Origin of the sequence: Sinomonas albida (genome assembly GCF_004919045.1) — a bacterium.
GTDB lineage: Bacteria > Actinomycetota > Actinomycetes > Actinomycetales > Micrococcaceae > Sinomonas > Sinomonas albida.
In genome coordinates, this window is record NZ_SWDW01000002.1 from 80,432 (window position 1) to 98,061 (window position 17,630).

The 17,630-nt window shown below is 71.8% G+C and carries 17 protein-coding genes; 11 read left to right on the plus strand and 6 right to left on the minus strand.

All coding sequences use genetic code 11. The features are described 5' to 3' along the window. Positions 1-11: 11 nt before the first annotated feature. The 8 genes from hemE to E6A26_RS02305 all read left to right on the plus strand — a co-directional run bounded on the left by hemE (position 12) and on the right by E6A26_RS02305 (position 8,716). Positions 12-1,067, plus strand: a complete 1,056-nt coding sequence (hemE, locus tag E6A26_RS02270; protein WP_136609576.1) for a uroporphyrinogen decarboxylase — start codon at positions 12-14, stop codon at positions 1,065-1,067. 8 nt (positions 1,068-1,075) lie between these two features. After that, positions 1,076-2,548 (plus strand): protoporphyrinogen oxidase, encoded by a 1,473-nt coding sequence (gene hemG / locus E6A26_RS02275; protein ID WP_136609577.1) that lies wholly within the window; start codon positions 1,076-1,078, stop codon positions 2,546-2,548. 72 nt (positions 2,549-2,620) lie between these two features. After that, positions 2,621-3,349, plus strand: coding sequence for a hydrogen peroxide-dependent heme synthase (gene hemQ / locus E6A26_RS02280; RefSeq protein WP_136609578.1), 729 nt, complete (start codon positions 2,621-2,623; stop codon positions 3,347-3,349). Positions 3,350-3,432: 83 nt separating this feature from the next. After that, complete coding sequence (locus tag E6A26_RS02285) at positions 3,433-4,632, plus strand: ferrochelatase (RefSeq protein ID WP_136609783.1); 1,200 nt, start codon at positions 3,433-3,435, stop codon at positions 4,630-4,632. Position 4,633: 1 nt separating this feature from the next. Further along, on the plus strand, positions 4,634-5,641 hold the full coding sequence (gene hemC, locus E6A26_RS02290; RefSeq protein ID WP_136609579.1) for a hydroxymethylbilane synthase: 1,008 nt from the start codon (positions 4,634-4,636) through the stop codon (positions 5,639-5,641). Then, on the plus strand, positions 5,638-6,621 hold the full coding sequence (locus E6A26_RS02295; RefSeq protein ID WP_234864918.1) for a uroporphyrinogen-III synthase: 984 nt from the start codon (positions 5,638-5,640) through the stop codon (positions 6,619-6,621). The genes hemC and E6A26_RS02295 overlap by 4 nt, the downstream gene beginning before the upstream one ends. Continuing rightward, on the plus strand, positions 6,618-7,598 hold the full coding sequence (gene hemB / locus E6A26_RS02300) for a porphobilinogen synthase (protein WP_136609580.1): 981 nt from the start codon (positions 6,618-6,620) through the stop codon (positions 7,596-7,598). The genes E6A26_RS02295 and hemB overlap by 4 nt, the downstream gene beginning before the upstream one ends. A gap of 59 nt (positions 7,599-7,657) precedes the next feature. Beyond that, entirely contained in the window at positions 7,658-8,716 is a 1,059-nt protein-coding gene (locus E6A26_RS02305) for an LLM class flavin-dependent oxidoreductase (protein ID WP_136609581.1), read from the plus strand. Positions 8,717-8,719: 3 nt separating this feature from the next. Here the strand turns inward: E6A26_RS02305 and E6A26_RS02310 are convergent, their stop codons facing one another. Next, positions 8,720-9,406 carry a pyridoxamine 5'-phosphate oxidase family protein gene (locus E6A26_RS02310; protein ID WP_136609582.1) on the minus strand — a complete coding sequence of 229 codons (687 nt, stop codon included), beginning with the start codon at positions 9,404-9,406 and terminating at the stop codon, positions 8,720-8,722. A 71-nt stretch (positions 9,407-9,477) separates the two neighbouring features. Between E6A26_RS02310 and pdxR the strand changes: the two genes are divergently transcribed. Together pdxR and hemL are read left to right on the plus strand one after the other, a co-directional pair. Beyond that, complete coding sequence (gene pdxR / locus E6A26_RS02315) at positions 9,478-10,911, plus strand: MocR-like pyridoxine biosynthesis transcription factor PdxR (protein ID WP_136609583.1); 1,434 nt, start codon at positions 9,478-9,480, stop codon at positions 10,909-10,911. A gap of 13 nt (positions 10,912-10,924) precedes the next feature. Next, on the plus strand, positions 10,925-12,238 hold the full coding sequence (hemL, locus tag E6A26_RS02320) for a glutamate-1-semialdehyde 2,1-aminomutase (protein WP_136609584.1): 1,314 nt from the start codon (positions 10,925-10,927) through the stop codon (positions 12,236-12,238). Between the two features lie 292 nt (positions 12,239-12,530). On the opposite strand, the gene E6A26_RS02325 is transcribed toward hemL, so the two are convergent. Beyond that, positions 12,531-13,226 carry a LysE family translocator gene (locus E6A26_RS02325; protein ID WP_136609585.1) on the minus strand — a complete coding sequence of 232 codons (696 nt, stop codon included), beginning with the start codon at positions 13,224-13,226 and terminating at the stop codon, positions 12,531-12,533. An 80-nt stretch (positions 13,227-13,306) separates the two neighbouring features. Here E6A26_RS02325 and E6A26_RS02330 point away from each other — a divergent pair, with 80 nt between their 5' ends. Beyond that, positions 13,307-13,762 (plus strand): Lrp/AsnC family transcriptional regulator, encoded by a 456-nt coding sequence (locus tag E6A26_RS02330; RefSeq protein WP_136609586.1) that lies wholly within the window; start codon positions 13,307-13,309, stop codon positions 13,760-13,762. Positions 13,763-13,910: 148 nt separating this feature from the next. On the opposite strand, the gene E6A26_RS02335 is transcribed toward E6A26_RS02330, so the two are convergent. The 4 genes from E6A26_RS02335 to E6A26_RS02350 all read right to left on the minus strand — a co-directional run bounded on the left by E6A26_RS02335 (position 13,911) and on the right by E6A26_RS02350 (position 17,429). Then, positions 13,911-14,648 carry an amino acid ABC transporter ATP-binding protein gene (locus tag E6A26_RS02335; protein ID WP_136609587.1) on the minus strand — a complete coding sequence of 246 codons (738 nt, stop codon included), beginning with the start codon at positions 14,646-14,648 and terminating at the stop codon, positions 13,911-13,913. After that, positions 14,645-15,421: an amino acid ABC transporter permease gene (locus tag E6A26_RS02340; RefSeq protein WP_136609588.1), complete on the minus strand. Its 777-nt coding sequence runs from the start codon at positions 15,419-15,421 to the stop codon at positions 14,645-14,647. Before E6A26_RS02340 ends, E6A26_RS02335 begins: the two co-directional genes overlap by 4 nt. Positions 15,422-15,453: 32 nt before the next feature. Further along, on the minus strand, positions 15,454-16,407 hold the full coding sequence (locus tag E6A26_RS02345) for an ABC transporter substrate-binding protein (RefSeq protein ID WP_136609589.1): 954 nt from the start codon (positions 16,405-16,407) through the stop codon (positions 15,454-15,456). A gap of 314 nt (positions 16,408-16,721) precedes the next feature. Beyond that, complete coding sequence (locus E6A26_RS02350) at positions 16,722-17,429, minus strand: 3'-5' exonuclease (protein ID WP_136609590.1); 708 nt, start codon at positions 17,427-17,429, stop codon at positions 16,722-16,724. Positions 17,430-17,630 lie beyond the last annotated feature (201 nt).

Consider the following 17,630-nt stretch of genomic DNA (forward strand, 5'->3'; position numbering starts at 1 on the left):
AGAATCGCCGTATGACTCTCAGCCCTGACCACCCCCTCAAGGACGGCCGGACGGCTCAGTCTCCGCTCATTACGGCGTACCGCGGCGGGCGGCCGAGCCAGCATCCCATCTGGTTCATGCGACAGGCAGGCCGCTCGCTCCCGGAGTACCGCAAGGCGCGCGAGGGCGTCGGCATGCTCGAGGCCTGCCTCAAGCCAGAGCTCGCGGCCGAGATCACCGTCCAGCCCGTGCGCCGCCACGGCGTGGACGCCGGAATCTTCTTCTCCGACATCGTGATCCCGCTCAAGCTCGCCGGGGTCGGCGTCGAGATCGTGTCCGGCGTGGGGCCCGTGCTCGACCGGCCGATCCGCACCGCCGAGGACGTCGCCGCGCTACCCCGGATCGACGACTCGATGTTCGCCCCGATCCGCGAGGCCGTTCGCCTCACAGTCGACGAGCTCGGCACGACGCCGCTCATCGGCTTCGCCGGCGCGCCGTTCACCGTCGCCGCCTACATGGTCGAGGGCCGCCCGTCGCGCGATCACCTGGGCCCGCGCACGATGCTCCACGGTGACCCGTCGACGTGGCAGGCCCTCATGGAGTGGACCGCGGACGCGTCCGGCCGGTTCCTGCGCGCCCAGCTCGAGGCAGGCGCCTCGGCGGGCCAGCTCTTCGACTCGTGGGCAGGGTCGCTCGGCCTCGAGGACTACCGCCGCAGCGCCGCGCCGTACTCGTCGCGGGCCCTCGACCACGTCCGCGACCTCGGCACCCCGCTGATCCACTTCGGGACCGGCACGTCCGAGCTGCTCGGTGCGATGTACGAGGTCGGGGTCGACGCGGTCGGCGTCGACTACCGGCTCCCCATCCAGGAGGCAAACCGCCGCCTCGGCGGCCGCGTGGTGCTCCAGGGGAACATCGACCCCGCGTTCCTCGCCGCCCCGTGGAACGTCCTCGAGGCCCACGTCCGCGAGATCGTGCGCCACGGCGCGTCCGCCCCGGGCCACGTCATCAACCTGGGCCATGGCGTCCCGCCCGAGACGGACCCGGGCGTGCTCACGCGGCTCGTCGAGCTCGTCCACTCGATCTAGGTCGGGGTATGACCGCAGTACCGCACGCGGAGGCGCCGCAGCCCACGCCGGCTCGCGCCGTCGTCGTCGGCGGGGGGATCTCCGGGCTGTGCGCCGCGCTCGAGCTGCGCCGCAGCGGTCTCGACGTGACCGTCATCGAGGCGAGCGACCGCTGGGGTGGGTGCATCGGCGTCCACGAGGTCGCGGGACTCGCCCTCGACAGCGGGGCCGAATCGTTCGCGACGCGCACCGACGCCGTCCGGGGCCTGCTCGAGGAGCTCGGGCTGGCCGGGGACATTGTCTCGCCGCACCCGTCCGGGGCATGGGTCCAGCTTCCCGGCCGCGCGGAGGAGCTCCCGAAGGCGGGCGTGCTCGGCATCCCGTCGAATCCGTGGGCCGCGGAGGTGCGCTCGGCGCTGGGCCTCTGGGGCTCGCTCCGCGCGTCGTTCGACCGCTACCTGCCCGTGCGCGCGCCGAGCGCCAACGCGAGCGTCGCCGCGCTCGTCCGCGCCCGGATGGGCCGGCGGGTCCTGAATCGCCTCGTAACTCCCGTGGTGGGCGGCGTCCACTCCGCCGATCCCGCGCTCCTCGACGTCGACATGGTCGCGCCCGGCCTGCGCGCGCTCATGGCCCGCGAGGGCTCGCTGGGCCGCGCCGTCGCCGCCCAGCGCGCACGCGCCGGGGCGTCCCGCGACGCCAAGGCCGGCTCCGCCGTCGGCGGTCTTCGCGGCGGGATGAATCGGCTCGTCGCGGCGCTCGTCGCGCGGCTGGCGAACGACGGCGTGGTCCTCGTGAGCGGGGAGCGCGCCGAACGCCTTGATCGCCTCGAGCGCGGGTGGCGCGTCGGAACCGAGGCAAGCGACGGGGGTGCGAGCGGATCGCGCGAGGCCGAACTCGTCGTCGTCGCCCTCGGCGGGCCGGCCGCGGTCGAGCTTCTCTCCGACGCCGTGCCCGAGCTCGCGGGACGCGAGCCCGTGCCGGGCCCGGAGGTCAAGCTCGTGACGCTTGTGCTCGACAAGCCGGAGCTCGACTCCCGCCCGCGCGGCACGGGCGTGCTCGTGGCGCCCGAGGCGCCCGGGATTCAGGCCAAGGCGCTCACGCACGCGACCGCGAAGTGGGACTGGCTCGCCGACGAGGCCGGGCCCGGAACCCACGTGGTGCGGCTCTCGTACGGTCGCGCCCACGATCCCCACGCGGCCCACCTCGTGCGCGAGCCGGAGACGGACGACGAGCTCTTCCGTGCCGCCCTCGCCGATGCGTCGGCGCTGCTCACGGTCCCGATCGTTCCCGACGACGTGCTCGGCTGGGACGTGGTCCGCTGGGAGGGCGCGCTCCCGTTCGCGACCGTGGGCCATCGGGGCCGCGTGGCCGAAATCCGTGGCCTCGTCGCGCAGCAGCCGGGCCTCGCCGTCGTGGGCGGATGGGCGGCGGGGAACGGGCTCGCGTCCGTCGTCCCCGACGCGAGGGCCCAGGCCCGAGAGCTCGCGGCGTGCGTGTTGTGATGTTCGCCACTTCTACGCCTTGTAGAAGATTTGAATTCGATTTTGCCGTGAACGAAGGAGCACACTGGAGCCATGAGCCACACTTCTGACGAATCTGTCACCAAAACGGTGACGGAAGGCGCCCAGGCCAGCGAGGCCGATACCGAGTCTTTCTTCACCCTGTGGAGCGTCTTCGGCCGCGTCCCGGGCAGCGCCGCCCCGGCCGCGAGCGCCGTCTCCGACTTCGAGGCCCTCGTGGCCCGGCTCGGCCAGAAGGGCGTCACGGTCCGTGGACTCTACGACGTCTCGGGCCTGCGCGCGGGCGCCGACGTCATGGTGTGGGTCCATGGCCCGCAGGCGGAGGAGCTCCAGCAGGCTGTGCGCGACATCCGCCGCAGCGAGCTCTTCGCCGGAACCGAGCAGACGTGGAGTGCGATGGGCGTGCACCGCGAGGCCGAGTTCGCGAAGAGCCACACCCCCGCCTTCTCGCGCGGTGTCGAGCCGAGCACGTGGCTCACGGTCTACCCGTTCGTCCGCTCCTACGAGTGGTACATCCTCCCGGCCGAGGAGCGCTCGCGCATGCTCCGCGAGCACGGCATGCTGGGCCGCGACTTCCCGCAGGTCATCTCCAACACCGTGTCCGCGTTCGCGCTCGGCGACTGGGAGTGGATCCTCGCGCTCGAGGCCCCGGAGCTCGTGGACCTCGTCGACATGATGCGGCACCTCCGCTACACGGACGCGCGCAACCACGTACGCGAGGAGATCCCGTTCCACACGGGCCGCCGCATCTCCGCGGCCGAGGTCGCCGAGGTGCTCGCGTGAGCGTTTCCCTGGGGACGCTCGGTGGCACGCCGGGCGAGCTCGCCGTGAGCACGGCGGCCGAGCCGATCACGGAGGCGGGCCGGATGCAGCCCAAGCCCTACGACGCCGTCCTCCTCGCGTCCTTCGGCGGCCCTGAAGGCCAGGACGACGTGATCCCGTTCCTCCGCAACGTCACCCGTGGGCGCGGCATCCCGGACGAGCGCCTCGAAGAGGTCAGCCACCACTACCGGGCGTTCGGCGGCGTGAGTCCCATCAACGCGCAGAACCGCGCGCTCAAGGCGGCCCTCGAGGCCGAGCTCGCCGCGCAGGGCATCGACCTCCCGGTGTACTGGGGCAACCGCAACTGGGACCCGTACATCCCCGCGACGCTCCAACGCATCTACGACGACGGCCACCGCCGCGTCCTCATGGTCACCACCAGCGCCTACTCGTGCTATTCGAGCTGCCGCCAGTACCGCGAGGACATCGGGCTCGCGCTCACAGAGACGGGCCTCGCAGGTCGCCTCGAGGTCGACAAGGTGCGCCAATACTTCGACCACCCCGGCTTCGTCTCGCCGTTCGTCGAGGGCACGACGGCGGGCCTCACCCGGGTGCGCGAAGCCCTGGGCGCGGCGGACGGCGCGCGCGACGGCGAGATCCGCGTGCTCTTCGCGACGCACTCGATCCCGACCCGCGACGCCGAGGCCGCCGGACGCTCCGAGGGCGAGCCGCGCGAGTTCGAGGACGGCTCGGCCTACGTCGCGCAGCACCTCGCGAACGCCCGCGCCATCATGGCGGCGGTCGCCCCGGACGTCGCCTGGGACCTCGTCTACCAGTCCCGCTCCGGCGCCCCCCACATTCCGTGGCTCGAGCCGGACATCAACGACCGCCTCGAGGCGATCGCGGGGGAGGGCGTCAAGGGCGCGGTCATCGTGCCGCTCGGGTTCGTGAGCGACCACATGGAGGTCGCATGGGACCTCGACACCGAGGCGCTCGAGACGTGCCGCAAGCTCGGCATCGAAGCCGTGCGTGTCCCGACTCCGGGCGTTCACCGCGAGTTCGTCGGGGGCCTTGTGGACCTCATCCGCGAGCGGACCTCCCAGTGGAACCTCACCGAGCGCCCCCACGTGACGGGGCTGGGGCCGTGGTACGACGTGTGCCGGCCCGGGTGCTGCGAGAACTTCCGCGGCGCCAAGCCTGTCATCGCGGAGGCTGGCGTCGAGCTGGGTTCGGGCCACGACCCGTACCCCGCAGACACCGGTGAGGGTGCCGCCGCGGCCGCCCGACCCGAGCGCGAGTCCTGACGTGTCGGTGCGCATCGGCACGCGCGGCAGCGCGCTGGCCCTGACCCAGACGCAGCAGACCGCGGAGCTGCTCTCCGCCGTGGGCGGCTTCGCGACCGAGCTCGTGCGGATCAAGACCGAGGGCGACGTCCGTACCGGCTCCCTCGCGCAGCTCGGCGGGACCGGCGTGTTCGTGGCTGCCCTGCGCGAGGCGCTCCTCGCGCACCGCTGCGACGTCGCCATCCACTCGCTCAAGGACCTCCCGACCGCAGGCACCCCCGGCCTCGCGCTCGGCGCCATCCCGCGGCGTGCCGACGCGCGCGACGTGCTGTGCGCGCGGGACGGCCTCACGCTCGCGCAGCTGCCCGCGGGGGCGCAGGTCGGCACGGGCTCGCCCCGCCGGGCGGCACAGCTCCGCGCCGCGCGTCCCGACCTCGAGGTCGTGGACATCCGCGGCAATGTGGACACGCGACTCGGCCGCGTGCCGGGCCTCCCGGGCAACGCGGCCGACGCGCCGGGCGACCTCGACGCCGTCGTCCTCGCCGCTGCGGGGCTCGAGCGGCTCGGGCGCACGGGCGTCGTGAGCGAGTACTTCGAGCCCGACGTCATGCTTCCCGCGCCCGGCCAGGGCGCACTCGCCGTCGAATGCCGGGTCGAGGACGCGCCGCTTCGCGAGAACGGCGTCCCCGTCGCGGGCGCTGTCCAGGGCGTCCTCGCCCAGGCGCTGGCCGCAATCGACGACGCCGATACCCGTCTCGCGGTCGGCGCCGAGCGCGCGCTCCTCGCGCGGCTCGAGGCCGGGTGTGCCGCTCCCGTCGGTGCGTTCGCGCGCCGCAAGGGCAGCCTGCTCTACCTCACGGCGGTCGTGTGCTCGGTGGACGGGGCGAAGAGCCTGCGCGTCGAGCGCGCGACGGACGGCCTCACCGAGGTCGGGGCACACCTGCTCGGCATCGAGCTCGCCGAGGAGCTGCTCGCCCAGGGTGCCGCGGATTTCGCGGACCTCGGTTCGGGGGAGGGCTACGAGGCGTGACCAGGGAGGCCGGGAACTCGGCTGGGGAACTGCGCGGGCCGCTCGCCGGGCGGCGCGTGCTCCTCACCCGCAGCCCCGACCGGGCCGGCGCGATGGCCGCGGCGCTCGCCGCGGCGGGCGCCGAACCGCTGCTCCTGCCGCTCATCGACTTCGCGCGCGCCACTGACCAGGCGGCGCTCGCCGGGGCCCTCGACCGGCTCGCCGCGGGCGAGTACGCGTGGCTCGTGGTCAGCAGCATCACGACGGTGCGCGCGCTCAAGCAGTTCGCCGCCGAGCGGGGCGTCTCTCTCGGGGCCGTGATTCCGCCGGGCGTCCGGATCGCCACAATTGGTCCGAGTTCTCGGGCCGTGCTCGAGGCGGAGGGACTCCGCGTCGACCTCGCGCCCGCTGGGCGGCAGTCCGCGGAGGGTCTCGTCGAGCTCTGGGCCGCGGCCGACGACGGCGGGGCGGCGGGCGCCGATGGTGCCGGCATGGTCCGCGTCCTGATCCCGCAGAGCGACCTCGCGGGGCCGACGCTCGAAGGCGGCCTCGACGCCCTTGGCTGGGATGTCGACGCCGTGACCGCCTACCGGACGGTCGACTATCCGGCTGAGCCCGGCGAGCGTCTCACGGCCGAGCTCGCAGTCGGCCAGGAGTCGGGGTCTGCTGCCCAACCCGGCCCTGGCACCCAGCCTGGCCTAGGCACCGACTCGAGCGCCGCCGTCGTGCTTTTGCCCGGAGAGGCGAATGGTGAGCTGGCCGCGGGCCGGATCGACGCCGTCGTCGCCGCTTCGCCGAGCGCGGCACGCCGCATCCACGCGACGCTGGGCGCGCTCGAATCGACGCGGCTCGTCGCGATCGGCCAGCCGACCGCCGCGGAGCTGCGTTCTCTCGGCCTCGCCGTCGGCGCGACCGCGGCGACGCCAACGCCCGCGGGGATCGTGGACGCGGTGGCCCAAGCACTTTCCGTCCCCGGACCCTGGAAGGACCCCACCCCATGAGCTTCCCCAACCACCGCCCGCGCCGCCTGCGCCAGACCCCGGCGATGCGCCGCCTCGTCGCGGAGACCAGGCTCCACCCGGCCGAGCTCATCCTGCCTGCCTTCATCCGCGAGGGCCTGAGCGAGCCCGCGCCGCTGCAGTCGATGCCCGGCGTCGTGCAGCACAGCACGGATTCGCTCAAGCGGGCGGCCGTCGAGGCCGCCGAGCTCGGGCTCGGCGGGATCATGCTGTTCGGCGTGCCGGAGACGCGCGACGCCGTCGGCTCGGCCTCGCTGGATCCGGAGGGCGCGCTCAACGCGGCGATCCGTGACGTGCGCGCCGAGGTTGGCGACGCGCTCGTGGTCATGAGCGACGTGTGCCTCGATGAGTTCACGGACCATGGCCACTGCGGGGTGCTCGATGCGCAGGGCCGCGTGGACAATGACGCGACGCTCGAGGTCTACGCCGAGATGGCCGTTGCCCAGGCCGCGGCCGGTGCGCACGTCCTCGGACCGAGCGGCATGATGGACGGCCAGGTCGCCGTGATCCGGCAGGCGCTCGACGCCGCGGGCCATCAGGACGTCTCGGTCCTCGCGTACGCGGCGAAGTACGCGTCCGCGTTCTATGGGCCGTTCCGCGAGGCGGTCGACTCCCAGCTCAAGGGCGATCGACGCACGTACCAGATGGACGCGGCGAACCGGCGCGAGGCGCTCCTCGAGGTCGAGCTCGATCTCGAGGAAGGCGCGGACATGATCATGGTCAAGCCGGCCATGAGCTACCTCGACATCGTGGCCGACGTCGCGGCAATGAGCCCGGTGCCCGTCGCGGCCTACCAGATCTCGGGCGAGTACGCGATGATCGAGGCGGCTGCCGCGAACGGCTGGATCGACCGCAAGGCGGCGATCCTCGAATCGGTGCTCGGCATCCGGCGCGCCGGGGCGAACCTCGTCCTGACGTACTGGGCGCCCGAGATCGCGAGGTGGCTGCGCGAGGCGTAGGACCGCGCCGGTCGCGCGACCGGTCCGGAGGGAATGATCCGACGGAGGAGGAGGTTTCAATGCATATGCATGGAACGAGCGAATCAGAGCCTCCAGTCCTCCTCGGCGTCAACACGTTCGGCGACGTCGGCGTCGGCCCCGACGGCGAGCCCAAGCCCCACGCCCAGGTGATCCGCGAGGTCGTCGAGGAAGGCAAGCTCGCGGACGACGTCGGGCTCCACGCCTTCGGCGTCGGCGAGCACCACCGCAAGGACTTCTCGGTCTCCGCACCCGAGGTCCTGCTGGCCGCCGTCGCCGCGCAGACCTCCGCGATCCGGCTCGCGTCCGCGGTCACGGTGCTCTCCTCCGACGACCCCGTGCGGGTCTTCCAGCGCTTCTCGACGCTCGATGCCGTCTCGAGCGGTCGCGCCGAGGTCATCCTGGGCCGAGGCTCGTTCATCGAGTCGTTCCCGCTGTTCGGCCTCGACCTGGAGGACTACGAGATCCTGTTCGAGGAGAAGCTCGAACTGTTCGACCGGGTCCGCTCGCAGAAGCCCGTGAACTGGGAGGGCCGCACGCGCGGACCCATTCGCGGCCTCACGGCGTACCCGCACCTCGAGGATGGCCTGCTCGACACATGGATCGGGGTCGGCGGCACCCCGCAGTCCGTCGTCCGCGCGGCGCACTACGGGTACCCGGTCAGCTTCGCGATCATCGGCGGCGAGCCGGCCCGCTTCGCGCCGTTCATCGACCTCTACAAGCGATCGCTCGAGAAGTTCGGCAAGCCGTACACGCAGCTCGCGACGCATTCGCCGGGGCATATCGCCGAGACGGACGAGCAGGCCCGCGAGGAGCTCTTTCCGCACTGGCTCGCGATGCGCAACCGCATCGGTGCCGAGCGGGGCTGGGGGCCCGGGAGCCGGACCGAGTTCAACGCCCAGGCGTCACGGTCCGGCGCCCTGTACGTCGGCTCGCCCGAGACGGTCGCGCGGAAGATCGCGGACACGAACCGGGTCCTCGGCACGGAGCGCTTCGACCTCAAGTACTCGAGCGGGACCCTGCCTCACAGCGCCATGATGCGCAGCATCGAGCTGCTCGGCACGAAGGTGGCCCCGCTCGTCGCGGACATGCTCGCGTAGAAGCTACAGGAGCGCGCCCGCGCCCAGTCCCGCCGCGCGGCGGGCGACGTCGTCGGGCACGGCCTGCCCAGCGGAGTCCTGGTCGGGCACAGGCTCTCCGGCCACGCGGCGGAGCGGAATGTGGCCACCCCAGATGCCGGCCTCGATGTCCTCGGGCTCGTCGACGGGACCGCCGTCGCGCACCTTGAGCGACGCCTCGGCGAGGGGCACGGCCAGGACAGCCGTCGCCGCGAGCTCCTTGCGGGTGCTCGCGCGGAGGGTGGCCCAGCGCCCTGGGACCATGTGGTCCACGATCGCGGCGAGGGCCCGCTCCCGCTCGGCCGGCTCCTCGACGCGGCGGGCGCGCCCGATCACCACGGCGCTCCGGTAGTTCATCGAGTGGTGGAACGCGCTGCGCCCGGCCACGAGGCCGTCGAGCTCGGTGATGGTGACGCATACGTCCTGCTCGAGGGCCTTCCCGAGCCATCCCGCGGCGACCGAGCCGTGGAGGTACAGGCTCCCGCCGTCGTCCGGGCCGTCGAGGTCCACACCGAACGCCGTCGGAAGCACCGCAGGGTGCGTCCCGGCGATGACGCCGAGGTGGGCGAGCAGGGCGTCGCCGAGCAGGGCATGCAGCTGGGTGCGGTCCGAGACTGCCCGGTTCCTTCCGCGGTTGACGGTGGTCCGGGGCGTGGGCGAAAGCGTGTCCATGCGACTATCCTCGACTCCAAGTGGCCCCTATGCACGGGCCAATTTTGTTCGAGTATGAGGGGACACTTTTCATGCCGGCTCTCCCGCTGAGGCTCGATCGCTCGAGCCGTGCGCCCCTTCCGGCCCAGCTCTCGGCTCAGGTCCGCGAGCTCATCCTCGCGGGGACGCTCGCTCGGGGCAGCCGACTGCCCTCAAGCAGGGCTCTCGCGGCGGATCTGGGGGTCTCCCGCACGGTGACCGAGCTCGCGTTCGAGCAGCTCGTGGCCGAGGGCTGGGTCGAGGCGCGACGCGGCGCAGGGACGTTCGTCGCGTCCCCGCCGGGTGCCTCCCACGGACGGGCGGAGGCCCGGCCGCCGGCCCCGGCGGCCGCTCCCGGCCTCGTGCGCCTCGACGCCGGCACGCCGTGGGTCGACCCACGAGGACTGGCTGGCTGGCGCCGTGCCTGGCGCGAGGTCTCGGCCGCGCGCCCGCCCCGCGGCTATGACGATCCGCGGGGCCTCCCCGAGCTCCGCGTCGCGCTCGCCGAACGGCTCGCCCGGACCCGTGGCCTCTCCGTGGACCCGGACGCCATCATCGTGACCGCGGGCACGACCGACGCCCTCCGCCAGCTCCTCCCGGAGCTGCCCTCGGGCGCTGTGGGGGTCGAGGACCCCGGGTATCGCGCCGCGGTCGAGACCGTGCGCTCGTTCGGCCGCGCCGTCGTCGACCTCGCGGCGGGGGAGCCGGTCACCTCCCTGGAAGGCGTCGTTGCGGCGTATGTGACCCCGGCACACCAGCATCCGCTCGGGCTCGTCATGCCCGCGCCGCGGCGGCTCGCGCTCCTCGCGGCCGCGAGGAGCGCGGGGGCGATCGTCGTGGAGGACGACTACGACTCCGAGTTCCGCTACGACGTCGCTCCCGTCCCCGCGCTCGCGAGCCTGGACAGGGATGCGGTCGCCTACATCGGCACGGCCGCGAAATCGGTGCTTCCGACGCTCCGGCTCGGATGGCTCGTCCCGCCCCCCAGCCTGCTCGACGCGATCGTACGACGGCGGGAGGTCACCCACGCGGGCGCGGCGTGGCCCTCGCAGCGTGCCCTCCTGGCCCTCCTGCGGGACGGCTGGATCGACAAGACCGTGAGGGCGGCCCGGCGCGTGTACGCCGAGAGGGCGCCACGCGTCGCGGAGGCCCTGTCACCCTATGCGCAGCTCGCGGGCCCGCTCGCTGGGATGTACTCGTGCTGGCTCATGCCGCAGACCACGGCACTCCGCGTCCGCGAGGCGGCCCTCGCGGCCGGATTCGAACTCAACCTGCTGAGCTCGTATGCGCGCACCAGCGGGCTAACCGGGATCGTTCTGGGGTACGGCGGTCTGAGCGACGAGGAGCTCGACCGAGCCCTTCGGGCGATCGTCGGGGCGCTGCGCGGCAGTGCCAGCGCGAACGGCAGCGTGAACGACGGCGGCGGGGGCACCGCGCGAGCCGTCGTCGGCGACAGCCCCGGAACGGGAACGCAGTGCTCCGGATGAAAGAATAGGGGCCATGACCACCTCCGAGGACCTCTACGCCCGCGCCCGCACGCTCATGCCCGGAGGGGTGAACTCGCCCGTCCGCGCCTTTGGGTCGGTGGGTGGGACGCCGCGCTTCATCGTCTCGGCCAAGGGGCCGTACCTGACCGATGCGGACGGCCGCGAGTACGTGGACCTCGTGTGCTCGTGGGGACCCGCCCTGTTGGGCCACGCCGTCCCGGAGGTGCTCGCCGCCGTGCATGCCGCCGTCGACCGCGGCCTCTCCTTCGGCGCGTCGACGCCGGACGAAGCGGCGCTCGCGGAGCTCGTGACCGCGCGAGTGCCCGCCGTCGAACGCCTGCGCATGGTCTCCACGGGAACCGAGGCGACCATGACGGCAATCCGGCTCGCGCGCGGCTTCACGGGCCGCGACGTCGTGGTCAAGTTCGCGGGCTGCTACCACGGGCACGTCGACGGGCTGCTCGCGTCGGCGGGATCCGGCGTCGCGACGCTCGCGCTGCCGGGCTCAGCAGGCGTCACGGCGGCGACGGCGGCCGAGACCCTCGTGCTGCCGTACAACGACCTCGACGCTGTCGAGGCCGCGTTCGCCGAGCACGGACCGCGGATCGCGGCCGTCATCACGGAGTCCGCGCCGGCGAACATGGGCGTCGTGACGCCGGGGGACGGCTTCAACGCGGGTCTTCGCCGGATCACTGCCGAGCACGGCGCGCTGCTCATCGTCGACGAGGTGCTCACGGGCTTCCGCGTGGGTCCCGCGGGCTATTGGGGCCTCACCGGCCAGGCCGAGGGATGGGCCCCCGACCTCTTCACGTTCGGCAAGGTGATCGGCGGCGGCATGCCCGTCGCCGCGCTCGGCGGCCGGGCCGACGTCATGGACTACCTCGCGCCGATCGGGCCCGTCTACCAGGCGGGCACGCTCTCGGGGAACCCCGTCGCGATGGCGGCGGGCGTCGCGACGCTCTCGCTCGCGACGGCCGACGTGTATGCGCACCTCGACGCACGCTCCGCCGAGCTCTCGGCGGCCCTTTCGGACGCCCTCGCGGCCGGCGGCGTTGACCACTCGATCCAGCGGGCCGGAAACCTGTTCTCAGTCGCGTTCGGCACGTCCGCCCGCGGCGTCCACAACTACGCGGACGCGCAGGCGCAGGAGGCGTTCCGGTACGGGCCGTTCTTCCACTCGATGCTCGACTCGGGCGTGTACCTGCCGCCGAGCGTCTTCGAGGCGTGGTTCCTCTCCGCAGCGCACGACGACGCCGCGATGCAGCGCGTCGTCGACGCGCTGCCGGCGGCGGCGAAGGCCGCGGCGGCCGCGACCCGGGGGGAGTAGCCCGCGGGGAGTAAGCCCGCGGGGAGTATGCCGAGGGAGTAAGCCGAAGCACGTTGTGGCGCCCGAGACCCCGCAACGGGCCGCCCGAGACCCCGCAACGGGCCGCCAGAGACCCCGCAACGGGCCGCCAGAGACCCCGCAACGGGCCGCCAGAGACCCCGCAACATTACTTGTGGGGTCTCGTCCCGACGGTTGCGGGGTCTCGTCCCGCGGGTTGCGGGGTCTCGTCCCGACGGTTGCGGGATCTCGTCCCGCGGGTTGTGGGGTCGCTGGCGGTGAGTGGCGGGGCCTGCTACGCCGCGTGGCCTACGAGCGCCCCGGCCTGCTCGACGAGGAGCGCCGTGCCGAAGCCGAGCATGATGAGGCCGCTCGCGAGTGTCACGAACTGGGCTCGACGTGGCGCCGCCCGGAGCAGGCGCCGCGCCGCGACAGCGACGAGCCCGTAGACGACGATCGAGATCGCCACGTGCGTGAGGCCCATCGCCGCGGTCTGCAGGGGGACCGGAACGGGTGAGGCCGCGCGCACGAACTGCGGCATCACGGCAAGGTACAGCAGGAACCCCTTGGGGTTGATGCCGCTCGTCCCGGCGCCGCGGAGGAAGTCGCCGAGGGCGCTCGGGGGGCGCACGGCCAACGTGCCGCCGCCCGCACCGGCGCCGACGGTGCTGGTGCTGCCCGCGGCGCCCGCCTCGGCGCGGAACCCGGCGCTGCGCCAGCCGCGCGCAGTCGTCGCCCCGAGCCACAGGAGGTACAGGGCGCCGGCCACCGAGAGCCACGCGACCACTTCCGGCCGCGCCGCAAGGAGCATCCCGAGGCCGGCCGCGACGATGGCCGTGTGCCCGAGGTAGCCCGTGCACAGTCCCGCGACCGAGGGTGCGGGCGAGCCGTTCCGCAGGCCCGCGGCGATGGTGTACGCCCAGTCGGCGCCCGGCGTGAGCGAGAGCGTCAGGGCCACGGCGGCGAAGCCCAGAAGCGGTGCGAAGTCCATGCCGCAAGAGTAGGGAATTCCTCGCGAAAGGTGCTCACCATTTCTCGTCGCCAAGCAGTAGATTGAGATAGATTCTTGCCGTGATCGACAAGCTTGACAGAAGTATCTTGCGCATCCTCCAGCAGGATGGCCGCATCACCGCGACGGCGCTCGCCAACGACGTAGGGCTCACTCTCGCGCCGTGCCATCGCCGGCTCAAGGATCTCGAGGCGGACGGGGTCATCCGCGGGTACCGCGCCGAGATCGATGCGGCGAAGGTTGGCCTCGGCTTCGGGACGATGGTCTTCGCGACCCTCCGCGAGACGTCCCGCGAGGCGATCCGCGCCTTCGAGGAGGCGGTCGTCGCGGAGCCCCAGGTCGTCGAGGCCTACCGCCTCTTCGGCGATCCCGACTACCTCCTCAAGTGCGTCGCCGAGGACCTTCCGGGCTACCAGCGCCTCTACGACGAGCGTCTCGCAGCGCTGCCGGGGCTGGCCAAGCTCACGTCCACGATCGTCATGCGGGACCTCAAGGGCGCGGGTGGGCTCCCGTTGTAGCGCGAGGCGCGGCGCCGAAGAACGGACGACGCCGGCACCCGGGTGAGTGCCGACGTCGTCCTTTGGCTTGGCGAGCCCAGGGAGCCCGCCGCGAGCTCGGGCCTAGAGCACGGGCCTCAAGCGCGGGCTCAAGGCCGCGAGCACAGGCCTAGAGCACGTCGCTCAGGAAGCGCTGGAGGCGGTCGGTGCGGGGATCGTCGAAGATCTGCTGGGGCGCGCCGCTCTCGACGGCGACACCGCCGTCCATGAACGTGACGGAGTCCGAGACGTTGCGCGAGAATCCCATCTCGTGCGTGACGACGACCATCGTCATGCCTCCCTTCGCGAGGTCGGTCATGAGCGCGAGGACGCCCTTGACGAGCTCGGGGTCGAGGGCTGAGGTGGCCTCGTCGAAGAACATGACCTCGGGCTTCATGGCTAGCGCGCGGGCGATCGCGACGCGCTGCTGCTGGCCGCCCGAGAGCGTGCCGGGGCGCACGTCCGCCTTGTGCCTGAGGCCCACGAGGTCGAGCTGGGCGAGGGCCTCCTCGCGCGCCTTCTCCTTCGGCAGCTTGCGCAGCTTCCGCAGCGCGAACGCGACGTTCTCGCCCACGCTCTTGTGCGGGAACAGGTTGAACTGTTGGAAGACCATGCCGATGCGGCGGCGCAGCTCGTCCGGGTTGTCCTGGAGGACCGACTTGCCGTCGAGGAGGATGTCGCCCTGATCCGGCTCGATGAGCCGGTTCATGACGCGGAGCAGCGTCGACTTGCCGGAGCCGGACGGTCCGATGACCGATGCCGTGCTGCCGGCGGGCACCTTGAGGTCGATGCCGCGGAGCACCTTGTTGGCCCCGAAGGCGAGGTGGATTCCGCGGGCTTCGAGCGATCCGGAGGCAAACTGGCTCACGGCTGGGCTCCCTTCCCGACGAGAGCCGCGGCCGAGTCCGGTTCCGGCTTTTCGGCGCGGCCCTTGGCCCGGCCGGTGCGCAGCCGGGCGTCGATGTAGTTGACGAGGTGGGTGAGCGGAATGGTCATCGCGAGGTAGAAGATCGCCGCGGCGACGAGCCCGGACAGGTTGCCGCTCTGGGAGGCCTTGTCCTGGCCGATCTGGAACAGCTCGCGCTCGGAGGCCAGGAGTCCGAGAGTGAAGACGAGCGATGAGTCCTTGATGAGCGCGATGAACTGGTTCACGAGCGCCGGCAGCACGCGCCGCACGCCCTGCGGGACCACGATGAGCCGCATCGACGGCCCGTAGCCGAAACCAAGGGCGCGCGATGCCTCGAGCTGCCCCTTCTCGACGCTCTGGATGCCGGAGCGGAAGATCTCGCCGATGTACGCGGACGAGATGAGCGAGAGGGCCGCGACCCCCATCGGATAAGGGCTCGTGACGCCGGTCAGCTCGCGGAACGCGGGACCGAATCCGAGGCCGACCGCGAGGATGGTGAGGATCGCCGGGAGTCCACGGAACACGTCCGTGTACCCCCGGGCGATCCACCGCGCCACAGGATTCCGGGAGATGCCCATGAGGGCGAGGACCATCCCGAGCACGGTGCCGATGATCCCCGAGGAGATCGCGAGCACGAGCGTGTTCGGCAGTCCGACCGTGAACATGGACGGCAGGATCTCGCCGATGACCTTCCAGTCGAAGAACGTCGACCCGAGGTTGTTCAGGTAATCCATGTGGCGCCTATCTGTCGACTACTTGGCGGCGATTACTTGGCGGTGGCGACCTGGACGGCCTTGCTGCCCGGCTTCCAGCCCTCGGGCGTCTGCTCCTTGAGCGTCGGACGGTCCGGGTACCACTGGGCGGTGAGCTTGGCCCAGGTGCCGTCCGCGATCACGGCGTCGAGCGCTGAGTTGAGCGCGTCCGTGAGCGGCTGGTTGTCCTTCGCCACCGCGTAGGCCGTGAAGTTCTGCGTGTTGACCTTCTTCTGGGCGATGACGGTGCCGTCGCCCTGCTTGACCTGGCCCTCAGCCTGCTGGGACGGGGCGACCCACGTGTCGACCTGGCCGCTCTTCACGTTCTGGTAGACCGTGTTGTAGTCCGGGAATCGGACGGGCTCGAGCTTGAGCGTGTTCGTGACGAAGTCGTCCTGGACCGTGCCCTGGACCACGCCGATGCGGACGCCCTGCTTGAGGTCGTCGAAGGTCTTCACCTTCGCGCCGTCCTTCGTCACGATCGCCATGTAGCCGAAGTCGTAGCCGTTCGTGAAGCCCACGGTCTCGCGGCGCGCGTCGGTCGTGGAGATCGAGGACGACCCCATGTCGAACTGCTTCGTCTTGACCTGCGCGAGGAGGCTCTGGAACTTCGTGGAGACGAACTCGACCTTGAGGCCCAGCTTGGCCGCCATGGCCTTGAGGAGTTCGTTGTCGTACCCGGTGAACTGGCCGGTGTTGTTGTCCAGGTAGATGTTCGGCGGCGCGTCGGAGAGCGTCCCGACCTTGATCGTGCCGGGGGTGATGAGGCCCAGCTTCGTCTTGTCGATCTTGTCGAGCGCCGTCACCGAGGCGGTCGTGTACTTGTCAGTGGACTGCTGGTCCGAGCCCTTGAGGGCGTCGGTCGGAGAGCCGGACGGCGTCGCGCCCCCGCCGCACGCGGCCAGGGTCAACGCGAGGACGGCCGCGACGGGCGCAGCGGCGAGCCACTTGGATGCCTTGAAGTTCATAAGCCTTCGCTTTCGTGATGTGAACGCAGGACGCGACGCAAGGACGTGCGGATCGGCACGTCTCGAGATGTCGGGGCTGCACACCATTATGTGCAGGCGCTGTGAAGCATTTTTTCCCGGAACACATTCCGCAATACTGGGTAGTTTGCCGAAGATTGTTCGGATTCCGCGAGAAGTGTCGACGACGGCGGGAGGTGACCTCCCGCCGTCGTGAATTCGTGCGCGAGCGCAGTCGCCTCGTGGCCGCGAAATCTGCCTGTGAGATATGTCTCAGGCCGCGGATTCGTGCGAGTTCGCCAGTGTATGCGGCGGTTTCAGAAGCCCCCGCGGCTCGCGTCCACGGGCGCGAGCACGGGCCATTCGCCCTCGACGACCGCGGCAGGCTTTGTGCGGCGCAGATAGGCCTGGAAGTCCGCAGCCTGCTCGAGGGACCAATCGACCTGGCTGCGGTGGAGCGCCGGTGCCGGCTTGTTGATCTCGGGGAACTTGAGCGCCATGGCATCCAGGAGCTGCGCCGCTGCGAGCGCGTCCGCGGCGGAGGTGTGCGCGTCGTCGAGCACCACGCCGTACTGCTCGCACAGCGCGCCCAGCGTCCGCTTGCCCTTGCGGTAGCGCTCGACCTGCTTGTTGATCACGTAGGGGTCAAGGACCGGGAAGCGCGTGAGCTGGGGGAGACCGTGGCGCGCGCATTCGGCGGCCATGACCGTGAAGTCATAGGCGGCATTGAAGGCCACGACCGGAACGCTCGCGTCGAACAGCCTCTGCAGGACGGCGGCGACCTCGCCGACGACCTCGGACGCCGGCCGCCCCTCGGCCCGGGCGCGCTCTGTCGTGACGCCGTGGACCTGCGCCGCCTCGTCCGGAATCTCGACGCCGGGGTCCGCGAGCCACTCGTGCTCTTCCTCGACGGAGCCGTCGGCCGCGAGGACCACGATGCTGGCCGTCACGATCCGTGCGGCGCGGGAGTTGCGGCCCGTCGTCTCGAGGTCGAACGCTGCTCTCGAGTTGCTGCTCCACGTCATGTCCCACACGCTAACGGTGGGCTCCGACAATCCTGGGTGAGGCTCGCCGGGCCGCCGGCGAGTGCGCGCCGTCGGGCCTTGCCTGGGCCTTGGCCAGAGCATTCGACGAGGCGACCACGCGCCGCGACGGCGTTGCACACCATGTCCGCGCCGCACCCGCATGGCGCACCGGAAGCCGGACCACCGCAGCCTAGGCTGGGA

Coding starts and splice junctions, on each gene's coding strand:
- E6A26_RS02310 (WP_136609582.1), bottom strand. CDS start 9,406: ATGGACACGCTTTCGCCCACGCCCCGGACCACCGTCAACCGCGGAAGG.
- E6A26_RS02305 (WP_136609581.1), top strand. CDS start 7,658: ATGCATATGCATGGAACGAGCGAATCAGAGCCTCCAGTCCTCCTCGGC.
- hemB (WP_136609580.1), top strand. CDS start 6,618: ATGAGCTTCCCCAACCACCGCCCGCGCCGCCTGCGCCAGACCCCGGCG.
- E6A26_RS02340 (WP_136609588.1), bottom strand. CDS start 15,421: ATGGATTACCTGAACAACCTCGGGTCGACGTTCTTCGACTGGAAGGTC.
- pdxR (WP_136609583.1), top strand. CDS start 9,478: ATGCCGGCTCTCCCGCTGAGGCTCGATCGCTCGAGCCGTGCGCCCCTT.
- E6A26_RS02325 (WP_136609585.1), bottom strand. CDS start 13,226: ATGGACTTCGCACCGCTTCTGGGCTTCGCCGCCGTGGCCCTGACGCTC.
- hemE (WP_136609576.1), top strand. CDS start 12: ATGACTCTCAGCCCTGACCACCCCCTCAAGGACGGCCGGACGGCTCAG.
- E6A26_RS02350 (WP_136609590.1), bottom strand. CDS start 17,429: ATGACGTGGAGCAGCAACTCGAGAGCAGCGTTCGACCTCGAGACGACG.
- hemQ (WP_136609578.1), top strand. CDS start 2,621: ATGAGCCACACTTCTGACGAATCTGTCACCAAAACGGTGACGGAAGGC.
- hemG (WP_136609577.1), top strand. CDS start 1,076: ATGACCGCAGTACCGCACGCGGAGGCGCCGCAGCCCACGCCGGCTCGC.
- hemL (WP_136609584.1), top strand. CDS start 10,925: ATGACCACCTCCGAGGACCTCTACGCCCGCGCCCGCACGCTCATGCCC.
- E6A26_RS02345 (WP_136609589.1), bottom strand. CDS start 16,407: ATGAACTTCAAGGCATCCAAGTGGCTCGCCGCTGCGCCCGTCGCGGCC.
- E6A26_RS02285 (WP_136609783.1), top strand. CDS start 3,433: ATGCAGCCCAAGCCCTACGACGCCGTCCTCCTCGCGTCCTTCGGCGGC.